Source organism: Gordonia otitidis (assembly GCF_020735545.1).
Classification (GTDB): Bacteria; Actinomycetota; Actinomycetes; order Mycobacteriales; family Mycobacteriaceae; genus Gordonia; species Gordonia otitidis.
Genome location: NZ_CP085974.1, coordinates 4,059,396 through 4,072,863, shown reverse-complemented (window position 1 = coordinate 4,072,863; position 13,468 = coordinate 4,059,396). Strand labels below are relative to the sequence as shown.

Annotated in this window: 14 protein-coding genes; 3 read left to right on the top strand and 11 right to left on the bottom strand. The window is 66.4% G+C overall.

Features of this window, described 5'->3' with window-relative positions:
- Positions 1-5: 5 nt before the first annotated feature.
- The 8 genes from LK459_RS18660 to hrcA all read right to left on the bottom strand — a co-directional run bounded on the left by LK459_RS18660 (position 6) and on the right by hrcA (position 7,468).
- Positions 6-344, bottom strand: a complete 339-nt coding sequence (locus LK459_RS18660) for a cytidine/deoxycytidylate deaminase family protein (RefSeq protein ID WP_007237659.1) — start codon at positions 342-344, stop codon at positions 6-8.
- A complete protein-coding gene (locus LK459_RS18655; RefSeq protein ID WP_227923855.1) occupies positions 341-1,813 on the bottom strand; it encodes a hemolysin family protein in 1,473 nt (490 codons plus the stop codon). Before LK459_RS18655 ends, LK459_RS18660 begins: the two co-directional genes overlap by 4 nt.
- Positions 1,814-1,815: 2 nt before the next feature.
- Positions 1,816-2,409 carry an rRNA maturation RNase YbeY gene (gene ybeY, locus LK459_RS18650; protein ID WP_007237657.1) on the bottom strand — a complete coding sequence of 198 codons (594 nt, stop codon included), beginning with the start codon at positions 2,407-2,409 and terminating at the stop codon, positions 1,816-1,818.
- Complete coding sequence (locus LK459_RS18645) at positions 2,406-3,497, bottom strand: PhoH family protein (protein ID WP_227919994.1); 1,092 nt, start codon at positions 3,495-3,497, stop codon at positions 2,406-2,408. The genes ybeY and LK459_RS18645 overlap by 4 nt, the downstream gene beginning before the upstream one ends.
- A gap of 125 nt (positions 3,498-3,622) precedes the next feature.
- The gene (locus LK459_RS18640) at positions 3,623-4,393 is read right to left on the bottom strand and encodes an alpha/beta hydrolase family protein (RefSeq protein WP_227919992.1); all 771 of its coding nucleotides are present in this window, start codon (positions 4,391-4,393) and stop codon (positions 3,623-3,625) included.
- A gap of 11 nt (positions 4,394-4,404) precedes the next feature.
- A complete protein-coding gene (locus LK459_RS18635; protein WP_227919991.1) occupies positions 4,405-5,154 on the bottom strand; it encodes a 16S rRNA (uracil(1498)-N(3))-methyltransferase in 750 nt (249 codons plus the stop codon).
- Positions 5,155-5,195: 41 nt separating this feature from the next.
- Positions 5,196-6,341 (bottom strand): molecular chaperone DnaJ, encoded by a 1,146-nt coding sequence (dnaJ, locus tag LK459_RS18630; RefSeq protein ID WP_007237653.1) that lies wholly within the window; start codon positions 6,339-6,341, stop codon positions 5,196-5,198.
- A 92-nt stretch (positions 6,342-6,433) separates the two neighbouring features.
- Positions 6,434-7,468 carry a heat-inducible transcriptional repressor HrcA gene (hrcA, locus tag LK459_RS18625; protein WP_227919990.1) on the bottom strand — a complete coding sequence of 345 codons (1,035 nt, stop codon included), beginning with the start codon at positions 7,466-7,468 and terminating at the stop codon, positions 6,434-6,436.
- Between the two features lie 240 nt (positions 7,469-7,708).
- Here hrcA and LK459_RS18620 point away from each other — a divergent pair, with 240 nt between their 5' ends.
- Entirely contained in the window at positions 7,709-8,200 is a 492-nt protein-coding gene (locus LK459_RS18620) for a type II toxin-antitoxin system VapB family antitoxin (protein WP_007238950.1), read from the top strand.
- 21 nt (positions 8,201-8,221) lie between these two features.
- Here LK459_RS18620 and LK459_RS18615 read toward each other — a convergent pair whose 3' ends face one another.
- Entirely contained in the window at positions 8,222-9,259 is a 1,038-nt protein-coding gene (locus tag LK459_RS18615) for an aliphatic amidase (protein WP_007238949.1), read from the bottom strand.
- 297 nt (positions 9,260-9,556) lie between these two features.
- On the opposite strand from LK459_RS18615, the gene LK459_RS18610 reads away from it, so the two are divergent.
- Positions 9,557-10,645: an AAA family ATPase gene (locus tag LK459_RS18610; RefSeq protein ID WP_227923853.1), complete on the top strand. Its 1,089-nt coding sequence runs from the start codon at positions 9,557-9,559 to the stop codon at positions 10,643-10,645.
- Here LK459_RS18610 and LK459_RS18605 read toward each other — a convergent pair.
- The gene (locus tag LK459_RS18605) at positions 10,633-11,700 is read right to left on the bottom strand and encodes a substrate-binding domain-containing protein (RefSeq protein WP_227919988.1); all 1,068 of its coding nucleotides are present in this window, start codon (positions 11,698-11,700) and stop codon (positions 10,633-10,635) included. The genes LK459_RS18610 and LK459_RS18605 overlap by 13 nt on opposite strands.
- 83 nt (positions 11,701-11,783) lie before the next feature.
- Between LK459_RS18605 and LK459_RS18600 the strand changes: the two genes are divergently transcribed.
- Positions 11,784-12,251 (top strand): MarR family winged helix-turn-helix transcriptional regulator, encoded by a 468-nt coding sequence (locus LK459_RS18600; RefSeq protein ID WP_227919987.1) that lies wholly within the window; start codon positions 11,784-11,786, stop codon positions 12,249-12,251.
- A gap of 57 nt (positions 12,252-12,308) precedes the next feature.
- Here the strand turns inward: LK459_RS18600 and LK459_RS18595 are convergent, their stop codons facing one another.
- A complete protein-coding gene (locus tag LK459_RS18595; RefSeq protein ID WP_227919986.1) occupies positions 12,309-13,463 on the bottom strand; it encodes a GGDEF domain-containing protein in 1,155 nt (384 codons plus the stop codon).
- Positions 13,464-13,468 lie beyond the last annotated feature (5 nt).

Here is a 13,468-nt window from a genome sequence, read left to right as displayed (position 1 = left end):
CTCGGTCACGTCGACTCGACTCGATCGACGACGGCGCCCTTTCCGTCGGCGACGATCAGCGGTGCCGACGGGCTGATCTCACGCAGCGTCTCCAGACCGGGATCGTCAGCGCGTCCTCCGACGACGACGGCGGCCTCGAACCCGCGTGCACCGCTACCGAGTGCCGTGGCGAGCGCCACCTGCAGACCTGTCAGTTGCAGTGACCTGGTCTCGACATCGGCTCCGGCGTAGGTACGTCCGTCGTCGTCGCGGACCGCTGCGCCCGATGCCACCTCGGCCCGAGCGCGTGCTCCCCTGGCCAGTACGACGAGCTTGTGATCCTCGTCGTCGAGTGTCTGCGTCACCTGTGATCCTTGCCGTTGCGTGCGTGGACCGCGGTGCTGCGGTCGACGTCGTTCGGCTCAGAGTATTCCCCATCGGCGTCGGCTTGGGTGTCACGCACCCCGCGTCGCGCGGCGGTGTCGGACTCGTTGCGGTCACCGTTGCGGCGTCGGTCACGCCGCGTATCGCCCCCGTCGCGTGAGTCGGCGTCGGACTCGTCGTCGTGCGACTCGAGTTTCGTGACCAGCACGGTGGTGATGCGCTGACGCCCTTGGCGGTTCGGCCCGCCCTCGGCGACGAGTCGCAGCCCATGGGACTCCACGTCGGCGCCGGGCAATGGGACCCGACCGAGTTCGAGTCCGACGAGTCCGCCGACGGTTTCCACGTCGTCGTCGTCGATCTCGATGTCGAAGAGTTCCCCGAGGTCCTCGACGGGCAGGCGAGCCGAGACACGCATCCGCCCGTCGCCGAGGTCTTCGATGGGCGCGACCTCGTCGGTGTCGTACTCGTCTGTGATCTCGCCGACGATCTCCTCGAGCACATCCTCGATGGTGACCAGTCCCGCGATGCCCCCGTACTCGTCGACGAGCAGTGCCATGTGGTTCCGGGTGCGCTGCATGTCGGCAAGCACCTTGTCCAGGGGCTTCGAGTCGGGGACGAACTCCGCCGGACGCATCAGGTCCCGCACCCGGATGACGGTGATCGGGTCGCCGGCGTTCAACGTCGATGCGAGGTCTTTGAGGTAGACGACACCGAGCACATCGTCGGGGTTCTCGCCGATCACCGGTATGCGTGAATGCCCGGACCGCAGTGCGAGATTCAGCGCCTGCGCGACGGTCTTGTCTTCTTCGATCCAGACCATCTCCGTACGTGGGACCATCACCTCGCGCGCGTTGGTGTCCCCGAGATCGAACACCGACTGGATCATGCGGCGCTCGTCGGCAGCCACGACACCACTCGCTTCGGCGAGATCGACGACCTCACGCAGCTCGACCTCCGTCGCGAACGGCCCGTTGCGGTATCCCCGACCGGGGGTCAGCGCGTTACCGATGAGGATGAGCAGTCGGGTGACCGGCGTCAGCAGCACGCCGAGCGCCTGCAGGAACACCGCAGACGTGAGCGCAACGCTGTAGGCGTGCTGCCGACCGAGGGTGCGCGGTCCCACCCCGGCCGCGATGTAGGACAGCACTGTCATCCCCGCGATCGCGACGACCAGACCCCACCCGACTCCGAGGAGATCCACGAGCGCCACCGCGGCCAGCGCCACCGCGGCGGTCTCGCATGCCACCCGGAGGAAGACCGCGAGTCCGACGTAGGTGGCACGCTCGTCCAACACCGCCACGAGCCTGCGCGCTCCGGCGCGCTGTTCCTTGACCATGTCCTCGACGCGTGCGATCGACACTGTCGACACCGCGGTGTCGACGGCGGCGAACACACCTGCGGCAGCTAGTAGTACGAGAGCGAAAACGAGAAACCAGATGTCTTGCGACAAGGTCACTCGTCCTCGGAGGGCGGTTGCGTCGGTCCGGTCGCCTCAGGTCCCGCGTCGACGGGCGCGACGTCGGAGAATCCGATGTTGGTCAGCAGTTTGGTGTCGCGATCGGACTGCCGCTGCGCCTGGGCGATCCGGTGGCGCTCGGCGTAGAAGTCCTCGAGGAGGCTGTTCTGCAGTCCGAACATCTCCTTCTCCTCGTCGGGTTCCGCGTGGTCGTAGCCGAGGAGGTGCAGGACGCCGTGGATGGTCAGCATCGCGAGCTCGTGGTCATAGGAACGTCGGGCTTCCTTGGCCTGTCGTTTGGCGAACTCCGGGCAGATCACGATGTCGCCCAGGATCGCCGGACCGGGTTCGGCCGCGTCGGGACGCCCACCCGGTACCAGTTCGTCCATCGGGAAACTCATGACGTCGGTCGGGCCGGGCAGGTCCATCCACTGGACGTGCATGTCGGCCATCGTGTCCTCGTCGACGAGGAGCAGCGAGAGTTCGGCGGCCGGATTGACGTCCATGGCCGCGACTGCGAACCGAGCCGCTCCGATGATGAGCTCGGCCGGGGCGTCAACCCCCGACTCGTTGGCCAGTTCGATACTCATGACCGTCGTCCCTGCCCTGCTGCGCGTCGGGCGGCGCGGTTGCCCTGAGCTCCGGCATCGCGCAACCGTCCCGACGACCGATGCGCTTCGTCGTCGCGTCCGTAGGCATCGACGATGTCGGCCACGAGGCGGTGACGAACGACGTCGGAGCTGTTGAGGTGAGAGAAGTGGATGTCGTCGATGCCCTCGAGAATGCGGGTTGCCGCGTTGAGACCGCTCTGTGCCCCGCCCGGCAGATCCACCTGCGTGACGTCGCCGGTGACGACCACCTTCGACCCGAATCCGAGTCGGGTCAGAAACATCTTCATCTGCTCGCTGGTGGTGTTCTGCGCCTCGTCGAGGATGATGAAGGCGTCGTTCAACGTGCGGCCACGCATGTAGGCGAGCGGCGCCACCTCGATGACGCCTGCCGCCATGAGTTTGGGGATCGACTCCGGATCGATCATGTCGTGCAGCGCGTCGTACAGGGGGCGCAGGTAGGGGTCGATCTTCTCGCTGAGCGTTCCGGGTAGGAAGCCGAGGCGCTCCCCCGCCTCGACGGCCGGTCGTGTGAGGATGATGCGGTTGACGGTCTTGGCCTGCAGCGCTTGAACGGCTTTCGCCATCGCCAGGTACGTCTTGCCGGTGCCCGCCGGGCCGAGTCCGAACACGATCGTGTTGTTGTCGATGGCGTCGACGTACTTCTTCTGGTTGAGCGTCTTGGGTCGGATCGTCTTTCCGCGCCGGGAGATGATGTCGAGCGACAACACCTCGGCAGGCGATTCCGAGGTTCCCTCACTCATCATGGAGACGCTGTGACGCACCAGGTCGGGGGTCAGCGGTGTCCCACGACCGACGAGGTCGACCAGTTCGGCGACAACTCTTTCCGACGCCGCGACGTCGGCCTGCTGGCCCGTCAACGTGACCTGGTTGCCGCGTACGTGAATGTCGGCGGGGAGGAGTTTCTCCAGCGTGCGCAGGTTGATGTCGCTGGTCCCGAGCAGACCGAAGACCACCTCGGGAGAGATTTCCACGTTGGAGGTGACCACGGGTCTGCCCCCTGATGTTCCGCTGTTCGGCGCGTTCACGTCGGGGGTGCCGTCACTCACGTATGCAATCACTCCTGGGTTCGGTGGGATCCGCGGACACGGATGAGACCGTGTCCGTTACGAGTCTATCGCGCCACAACGGCCCATCAGCAGGGAATATTCCGGCGAACCCAGCGCACGGCTCCTCAGATCCCCAGCACCCGCAGAGTCTGCCGATTGCAGACGCTCCGGGGATCGACGAAGGCGTCGTGACCTTCGTCGGGCACCACGATGAGCTCCGCGGATTGTCCGCGGGCACTGACCGTGTCGACGTAGTGGCGGCTGACGTCGACCGGAATCGCGGTGTCGAGTGTCCCGTGGATCGCGACGACGTGCGCGTCGAAGGGGTCCTGCTCGACCGGTGAGGCCTGACGGTACCGCTCGGGAGCCTCTGCGTAGGGCGCGCCCATCAGCCCTTCGACGGATGGGCGTGCGACGCGGCCGGCTCCGACGAGATCCAGCGCGGACGCCTGCGCCACCACGGTCGTGATCACCGTCGACGAGGTCTTCGCGCCCAGTTGCGCGACTGTCCAGATCGCGAGTTGCCCGCCCGCGGAGTGTCCGACCACGGCCACGTCGGTCCAGTCGACGCACGCCCTGAGGTCGGCATCGAGCGCGTCGGGGACGACACCGTCGAGTGCTTCCACCGCTGAGCGGACATCGGTTCCGGAGGCTGGCCACCCACCGCCGGCTTCACCGACCCGGCGATATTCGACGTTCCAGACCAATGCGCCGCGTTCGGCGTACTGTCGCGCGATCGCCGACTCGATGGTCAGGCCGAACTCGGTCGTCCAGTAACCGCCGTGCACGAGGACGACGGGACGCATCCGGCCGGGACGGTCCGCGGGGTCGGCGACGTGGTAGAGGTGCCCGAACTGCGACGGCTGAGTGCCGTAGGCGGTCTTCGTGCGGTGCACAGCACACCGCTTCACCGGTCCCACCGGTCCGTCAGGACACCGATCGCACCGAGTGCGACGGCCGCGGCGGCCGATGTCCGCAGCACCTCGGGTCCCAGCACCACCGATGTCGCGCCCAACGCGGTCAGATCCGCGACCTCGGAGTCGTCGAGCCCGCCCTCGGGTCCGACAACGAGCGCGACCTCGGTTGCACCTGCCAGTGGCAGCGAACCGAAGGGCACGGCGCCGTCTTCGTGGAGCACGGCGACCACACCGCCGCCGGCGGCGACCTCGGCGCAGATCGCGCGGACGTCCATCGTTGTCACGAGGTCGCCGATGTCGGGAACCCAGGGACGTCGGCTCTGCTTGGCGGCAGCCGATGCCGCAGCCTTCCACTTCGCAATGCCCTTGTCCGCCTTGCCTGTCCACCGCGCGACACAGCGTGCGGACTGCCATGGCACGATACGATCCGCGCCCGCCTCGGTCGCGAGGTCGACGGCGAGTTCGGACCGCTCGGCCTTCGGAAGTGCCTGGATCACGGTCACAGTCGGACGTGGTCGGTCGGTGAAGGTGTAGGCGTGAGCGCGTGCGACGAGCGTGTCTTTCGACCGGATCGCCTCGACGACGCAGTCGGCCACCGAGCCCCGTCCGTCACCGACCATCAGCTGTTCGCCGACGCCCAGACGTGTGACCGTCACGGCGTGACGCCCCTCGCTCCCGGACAGCACGACCTCACCACCGACGCGCGGGACCTCGTCGACCCAGAACAGCGGAGGACTCACCGACGCCGACCTCTGCGTTCACGCCTCATCCGCTGCGCTTTTCAGCGACCGGCGAAGGCGTTGCGAAGGCGCGAGAACAGGCCGCCGGGCGCTGCTGCTGCAGCCGTCGTGACCAGGTCGATCTGCTCGCCCGACGTCTCGCGATACGCCGAGAGCGCAGCTGACTGACCCGCGTCGAGCTTGGTGGGCACGTGCACGTCGAGGTGGACATGCAGGGTGCCGCGCACCCCGCTGTTGACGTGCGGCATGCCCTGGCCCCGGACCTTGACGACCTGGCCCGGTTGGGTTCCCGGGTCGATGGCGACGGTGATGTCGTCGCCGAGGATCGACGTGACCGCGAACTCGGCACCGAGCGCGGCGTCGGCCATGGGCACGCGAAGCGTGCAGTGCAGATCGTCCTTGTCGCGGATGAAGACGTCATGGGGTCGTTCCGAGACCTCGACGTAGAGGTCGCCCGCGGGGCCGCCACCCATTCCGACCTCGCCCTGTCCGGCCAACCGAACACGCATTCCGCTTTCGATGCCGGCGGGAATGCGCACGGTCATGGTGCGGCGCGAACGCACCCGCCCGTCGCCACCGCACTTGTGGCACGGGTCCGGGATGATCTCGCCGGTACCGTGGCACGTCGGGCACTCGCGAACGGTCATGACCTGACCCAGAATCGAGCGTTGCACCGCCTGGATTTCGCCCGCACCCTTGCAGATGTCGCAGGTCACCGGCTTGGAGTCGCCGTTGGTTCCCGAGCCGTGGCACACGTCGCACAGGATTGCCGTGTCGACGGTGATCTCCTTGTTGACCCCGGACGCGCACTCCTCGAGTGTGAGTTCCACCGACACGAGTGCGGGCTCGCCGGGTTGTACGCGCCCCTTCGGTCCACGCCCGCCGCCGAACCCGGCGCCACCTCCGAAGAACGCTTCGAACACGTCACCGAGACCGCCGCCACCGAAACCTCCGGCGAATCCACCAGCACCCGGGCCGGCGAGCGGATCGCCACCCGCATCGACGATGCGTCGCTTCTCCGGGTCACTGAGCACCTCGTATGCGGTGGTGACCTCCTTGAAACGCTCCTCCTCGTTGGGATTCACGTCGGGGTGCAGTTCACGAGCCTTCTTGCGGTAGGCCCGCTTGATCTCCTGGTCGCTGGCGCCCTTCGCCACGCCCAGGATTCCGTAGTAGTCAGTTGCCACGCTTGTCGTCCTGGTCCTCTATATGTATGTCAGTGATCCCGTGTGTGTCAGTGATCCTGCGGGTGGGGGTCCTGCAGGCGATTCGGCGCAGCTCAGCGCTCGGAGAGGACCTCTCCCACGTACTTCGCAACGGCTGCGACCGAGGCGATTGTTCCCGGATAGTCCATGCGGGTCGGGCCGACAACGCCGACACTGCCGAAAATCGTTCCCGAAGCACCGTACCCTGTGGACACGACCGATGTTCCACGCAGGTTCTCCGCCTGTGTCTCCTCGCCGATCTGCACTGTGACCCTGCCCATACGCTGGGTGGTCGCGAGCAGTTTGAGCACCACGACCTGCTCTTCGAGCGCTTCGAGTACCGTGTCCATCCCACCGTTGAGCACGGCGAAGTCGGCAGCCGACCGCGCGAGATTCGACGTTCCGCCGAGCACCAGCCGGTCGACTCCACGCTCGACGAGGGTCTCCACGAGCACGGTGGCCACCCTGATGACCTCGTCCCTGATGTCGTCGGGCGCTTCGTTGGCCAACTCGGCGACGGCCGCCGAGGCCTCCTCGAGTCGCTTGCCGTGCAGCGCCGCCGAGAACATGTCGCGGAGCCGGGCGATGTCGTCCTCCGACCGATCGTCACCGAGAGCGACCATGCGCTGCTCGACGCGGCCAGTGTCGGTGATGACCACGAGCAACAGACGCGACGGCGACAGCGTGACCACCTCCAGGTGGCGCACGGTCGCCGTGGAGAGCACCGGATACTGGATGACCGCCACCTGCCGGGTGAGTTGCGCCAGCAGGCGGACCGAACGGCGCAGAACGTCGTCGAGATCGACGCCGCGGTCGAGCACCGACAGGATCGCGCGACGTTCCGCCGCCGAGAGTGGCTTGATCTCGCTGATCCGGTCGACGAACATGCGGTAGCCCTTGTCCGTCGGAACCCGACCAGAACTGGTGTGTGGCTGCGCAATGTATCCCTCGGCCTCGAGTACCGCCATGTCGTTGCGCACCGTAGCGCTCGATACCCCGAGGTGATGACGTTCCACCAGTGCCTTCGAACCGATCGGCTCCTGCGTGTCCACGTAATCGGTCACGATGGCTCGCAGCACCTCGAATCGTCGATCGTCGGTCGCCGACACCTTCGCCGCACCTCCTCGGGGCCTACTCTGCACTACGGTCGGGCAAATACACTCGGTTCCGATGACGGCCCCGGGCTGGGTGAACCGTCCCGAGCCGCCAACGTCTGAGGGCACTATCGTCTGGCCAATACAGTTGGTCGTATCCATCCTAGGTGACGACGGACATCGATCCGGTGGATCGCGGCGCGCACCGTCGTCGTAGAGGCAGCGGCCCGAGGGAATGACAGAGAGAGCGTCGGGATGATCTTCAAGGGTGTACGCGAGGGGAAGCCCTACCCAGACCATGGCTTGTCCGTGCGTGGTTGGGCGAAGATTCCCCCTCGCCAGCTACGCCTGGACGAACTGGTCACGGTCACCACGGTGCTCGCACTGGACAAGCTCCTCAGCGAGGATTCGACGTTCTACGGCGACCTCTTCTCCCACGTCGTGCGGTGGCAGGGCGAGCTCTACCTCGAGGACGGGCTCCATCGTGCGGTGCGCTCGGCGCTCCGGAATCGGCACATCATCCATGCGCGTCTGCTCGATCTCGACTCCTACGATCTCTCCGCCGACGCGCCGCCCCTTGAAGAGCAACTCGACGACACCGCGGAGATCCCGACCACGACGAACCGCCCGATCCGACCGGTCGACCACCCTGCGCGCAATTCATCCGCGCAGGGTGGTGCCCACCGCCGCAGCGGTCGCAGCACCGGCTGGTCGGCACCGCCGAACCCGCGGGGGTGGGGAGGATAGGCCGATACCCTCAGCCGGGCATCACACTTCCATGGTCTTCTCGGTCGGCAGATCGTAGACAGGGCATTCGGCCACACCTACGGTGTCCCGGGTGATCGCCTCGACGGCCGCTTGCGTGGCCTCGGCGTCGTTCACCCAGTTCTTGTAGAAGTCGAACGGACAGTCGGCCACTCCCTTGTCTCCGTCGCCACCTGCGAGCACGCCGGTGTAACCACGGTGGAGCAGCTTGAACAGGTGGTTCTGCGACTGGTCGTACTTACGTGCATCGCGGATCGTCGACAACGACAGCTGCGCATACTGGATGCCGTAGTCCTCCTCGCCACACTCACCGAGAGTCCTGCCGTCGAATCCGATGATCGAGCTGTGCCCGAAGTAGGTGTAGACGCCGTCCCATCCGGTGGCGTTCGCCACCGCGACGTAACAGTTGTTGGCCCATGCCATCGCCTTCGCCATGAGTACCTGCTGGTCCTTGGCGGGATACATGTAGCCCTGCGGCCGCACGATCAGCTCGGCGCCCTTCATCGCGCAGTCGCGCCAGATCTCGGGGTAGTTGCCGTCGTCGCAGATGATCAGCGAGATCTTCATACCCTTCGGTCCGTCGGTGACATAGGTCTGGCCGCCGGGGTACCAGCCCTCGATCGGCGTCCACGGCAGGATCTTGCGGTACTTCTGGACTATCTCGCCGTCGTCGTTGATCAGGACGAGGGTGTTGTACGGCGGCTTGTTCGGATGGTCTTCGTGGCGCTCGCCGGTGATCGAGAAGACGCCCCAGGTGCGCGCATCGCGGCAGGCCTTGGCAAAGATGTCGGTCTCGTCGCCGGGGATCGTCGCGGCCGTCTCGAACATCTCGTCGTTGTCGTACATGATCCCCATCGTCGAATACTCCGGAAACACGACGAGGTCCATGCCGGGCAGGCCCGTCTTCATGCCGACCACCATGTCGGCGATCTTCTGTGCGTTCTCGAGCACCTCGGCTTTGGTGTGCAGGCGCGGCATCTTGTAGTTCACCACCGCGACGCCGACCGTGTCCGGACTCGATGAGATGTCTCCGTGTCGCATGCTGTCTCCTCTGGCCCCACGGCCGTCGTCGGTATTGTTCCGAATGGAAGTACTATCACGTCGAGGCTAGATCCGACTGCGTTACGGTGCGATTGCGCGAATGTACGAATATCATTACTTGGCAGACGCTCTCGCGCCTCGGTTGCACGAGACCGGCTCGGCAACCGAGCGCGACGTCGATATTCCTGCTTTCATTCGGAAGCAGGGCACACGGCGAGGTCGACGATGACGACGGTGTCGGTATCTACAGCCAGCTCTACAGCCGGAGCCATGGAAGGGACGCGGAAGGGACGCACAGTGTCGGGATACCTGTCTCAGAAGGTCGACGACCTCAACTCCGGTCACCTGACCGCCGGTCGTGCACGCTCGTTCCGGATGGGACGCGCCAGTTCGCCGGAGCAACTGTCCGCTGCTCTGCGCGGATCGATCATCGGACAGGACCACGCGATCGACTCGGTGGTCCGCGGACTGACGATCGCCGCCGCGGGGATTCGCGACCCGCACCGCCCGATTGCCTCGCTGCTGTTCGTCGGACCGACCGGTGTCGGTAAGACAGAACTCGCCCGACGGCTCGCCGCGGAAATCGCGGGAGACCCGGACAAGCTGTGTCGAATCGACATGAACACACTGGCCCAGGAGCACTACGCGGCATCGCTGTCCGGCGCTCCGCCGGGGTATGCGGGCGCAAAGGAGCAGTTCACCTTATTCGACCGAGAACTGGTGGAGGGCAATCTTTCTCGTCCGGGCATCGTGTTGTTCGACGAGGTCGAGAAGGCTCACACGACCGTCCTGCGTTCGCTGCTGCAGATCCTCGACAGCGGCACACTGCGCCTCACCGCGGGCACGTCGATGATCGATTTCCGCAACGCGATCGTGTTGCTCACCTCGAACCTCGGCTCTGCCGAGCTCGCCGCGAACAGTCGTGTGCGCACGAGGGCGCCGTTACGCCGGCTCCTACCGCGACGCCTCGGCGGATCGCCGACAGCCGAATCCGACGATGACATCGTCGACCGGGCGGTAGAAGAGTTCTTCGACCCCGAGCTCTACAACAGATTCGACGAGGTGGTCCGATTCGCGCCGCTCGACGAACGCAACGCCGGACTCATCGTCGACCTCGAACTGGCCAGGCTGACCGAGAACCTGCACGCCCGCGGAATACGGTGGGAGTACGACGATTCCGTGCGAGCACACCTGATCACCGCGGGCTTCGATCGGGTCTACGGCGCTCGCAACCTCAAGCGGGTCATCCGACTCGAGCTGCATTCGTCGATCGCCGACATCATCGTGCGTCACGATCCCGGGGCAGGGCCACTCGTACTGCACACCAGCGCGGGCGGGAACGGCCTGACGACGAACGGTCAGGCGACGAACGGTCAGGCGACGTGAATCCGCTCGAGCACGTCGAGATCGAGGTGTCGCGCCGCGGCCAGGTACACGTCCTGGTCCGTGTCTCCGGAGCCGAGCCGAAGAACACCGCGCGCGCCCTCGATCCTCAGCCCGTGTGCGACCGCCTCCAGCGCGGGAACGGCGAGCGAACCCGCGCGTCCGGCCAGTTCGGCGAGGACGTTGATGGCCTCGTAACACGACTGGCCGATGCTGTTGAGCGACGGCGCGTCAACTCCGTGCAGACGGTGGTACCGGCCAGCGAAATCCATCGTCGCCGCTGTCGTGAGAGTGTCGAAATAGCCTGCGGCAGAGAACATGTTGGCCGTCGCGTTCGGTCCCATGCCGAGGACCTGGTTCTCCTCGAGAATCGGACTGAACCGCACCATGATCTCGTCGAGACCTCTGCGCGCGAACGCTCTACCGAACCGGACCGCGTCGTCGCCGACGAGGAGCACGAGTACCGCATCGGGTCCGCGTGCCTCCAGCCAGTCCAGAGTCCTGGTGAACTCCGATGTGCCCAACGGCGCGAAAACGGAGCCGCGATACGACATCCCGGCGCCGACGAGATGCGCCTCCGCCTGCGCGGCGATCTGCCTCGGCCAGACGTAGTCGTTGCCGACGACACACCACGTCCGCGCACCGAGTTGTCGGTGCAGCCAGTCGAGGGCGGGCAGGACCTGCGCATCGGGCGCCTCCCCGGTCATGAACAGGCCGGGTGTGCGAAACTCACCCTCATGCAATGCCGCGTACACATACGGCAGTTCACCGCCGACGTGGCGAAGGATCTCCTTGCGCACCGCGGAAATGTGCCACCCGACGATGGCATCGATCGCGCCCGCGCGCCACAGTGCCGCGACCTCCCTGGCCACGACATCAGGAGCGCGCCCACCGTCGACCGCGACGAGTTCCACCGGGCGCCCCAGGATGCCTGCACCACTGCACAATTCGAAGACTGCAAGGTCCCCGCACGCTTCGCACGACGGCCCGAAGATTCCCACCGTGCCCTGCAGGGGGACAACATAGGCGATGCGGACCGGCAACTCGCGATGCGACATCCGACTCCTCCGACATCCGCGATCGTCCACCCTGCGACGGTCGACCGCCACGTTCACATCGCTGCGACGAACGGGACCCGCATATGAGCCGTCAGACTACACCGCAGACACCGACGCTGCGCGACAACGCCGTCGAACTGCCCCTGCTCGCGCGTCTGCTGCGAGCGGCGAGGAATCTCGAGACATCGCTGGATGAGACGCTGTCGACGCTCGGGTTGACGCATGAACAGTGGCGGGTGCTCGCCGTCCTCGCGGCGGGCGGCGGTCACATCATGAGCGAACTCGCCCAGTTGGCGGTCGTGCCGCCCGCCACCGCCACCCGCATCGTCGACCATCTCGTCACGAACGGACTGGTGTACCGCCGCGCCGACCCGAGCGACCGACGCCGCGTCGTGGTCCACCTGAGCGCGCGGGGCGCACGGACCATCGAGCCGGCACTCGCAGCCGAGGCACACGTCGAGCGTGCGGTGGCCGACGCCCTCGGCCCCAGGGCCTACGTGGGATTCGTGTCGGCGCTCGACGCGGTGTCGGCACCTGCCGGCGGGCGGTAGGGCCGGCCACCTCCGCGAGCACGCGTCACGGTCGATGCTGCTCCCCCGGCTGTGGCGTCACCGCTGAGGAAAACGGGTGCCGTCGAGGGCATGGTGGCGACAACCATTACCACCCGACCGCTTCGCCTCGTACATCGCCCGATCGGCGACTGCGATGAGCTCGCCGAGTCGCCCCGACACCGGTGTGCCGGCGCCGCCACGGGCGAGCGCAACGGTTGCTGCGCCGACACTGGCCGTGATCCCGTACGGCGTCTGCGACACCGCCATCGAAAGGCGTCGGGCTCCGGCCATGGCCGCATCATCCGAGGCAACCACCTCGGCGATCACGAACTCTTCCCCACCGATTCTCGCCACGAGTGCGGAGTCGTCGCACTTCGCCTGGATCGCTCGGGCGACCGTGCTCAGGACCGCGTCACCGACCGCGTGGCCGTAGGTGTCGTTCACGCGCTTGAAGTCGTCGAGATCGACGAGATATACCGCGAGCACAGCACCACTCGACCCGGTGGAACCACTCGACCCAGTGGAACCGTCGAACACGTCGGCCGCCCGCGAGTGGAGGGCGCGTCGATTGAGCAGCCCGGTCAGCGCGTCGGTATCGGAATTGATCGCATCGGGTCCCAGCCGCTCGAGCAGCAACTGGCACAGAATCGGAATGACCGTGATGCCACCGAGCACCGCGAGCAGTTTCGCCACGGCGGTGACGGCGTCGATCTGCTCGGCGATGCGGATTGCGACGATCGTCGACACCGCGACGGCGACGGCGAGGTTCACCGCGAGCAGACGCACCGAGTGGAAGATGCCGATGTAGCCGCCGAGCACACCGTAGAGACCACACGCCGCGATCGCCGACATCGGGTCGGCCTCGACGACACAGGCCACCCCGATACACGCCGCCGACACGAGCACGAACACGGTCGACGCTGTCCGTGTCGGCCATCGTGGACGAATCCAGATCAGTGAGATCGCCACGCACACCGCCACGACCGCAAGTGCGCATCCGCGCTGCACCGCACCTGTCGGACCGGCGGGACTGAACATCATCAGCACCTCGATGCCGGCGAGGAAAAGCACACCGATGGCGATCACACGCGCTGCGGCTCGCTGCCGACCTCTCGTTGCGAGGTATCCGGACAACCACTCGTAGTGGTCGGGTCCCGACCACACGCGCTGCGCACGGCGGCGGTAGGTCAAGACCCGATCGCCGATCGTCATCGTCC

What these genes read in the sequence shown, in the direction of transcription:
- LK459_RS18615 (WP_007238949.1), bottom strand. Translation starts at nt 9,259, where the DNA reads ATGCGACACGGAGACATCTCATCGAGTCCGGACACGGTCGGCGTCGCG.
- LK459_RS18595 (WP_227919986.1), bottom strand. Translation starts at nt 13,463, where the DNA reads ATGACGATCGGCGATCGGGTCTTGACCTACCGCCGCCGTGCGCAGCGC.
- ybeY (WP_007237657.1), bottom strand. Translation starts at nt 2,409, where the DNA reads ATGAGTATCGAACTGGCCAACGAGTCGGGGGTTGACGCCCCGGCCGAG.
- LK459_RS18620 (WP_007238950.1), top strand. Translation starts at nt 7,709, where the DNA reads ATGATCTTCAAGGGTGTACGCGAGGGGAAGCCCTACCCAGACCATGGC.
- LK459_RS18605 (WP_227919988.1), bottom strand. Translation starts at nt 11,700, where the DNA reads ATGTCGCATCGCGAGTTGCCGGTCCGCATCGCCTATGTTGTCCCCCTG.
- LK459_RS18600 (WP_227919987.1), top strand. Translation starts at nt 11,784, where the DNA reads ATGAGCCGTCAGACTACACCGCAGACACCGACGCTGCGCGACAACGCC.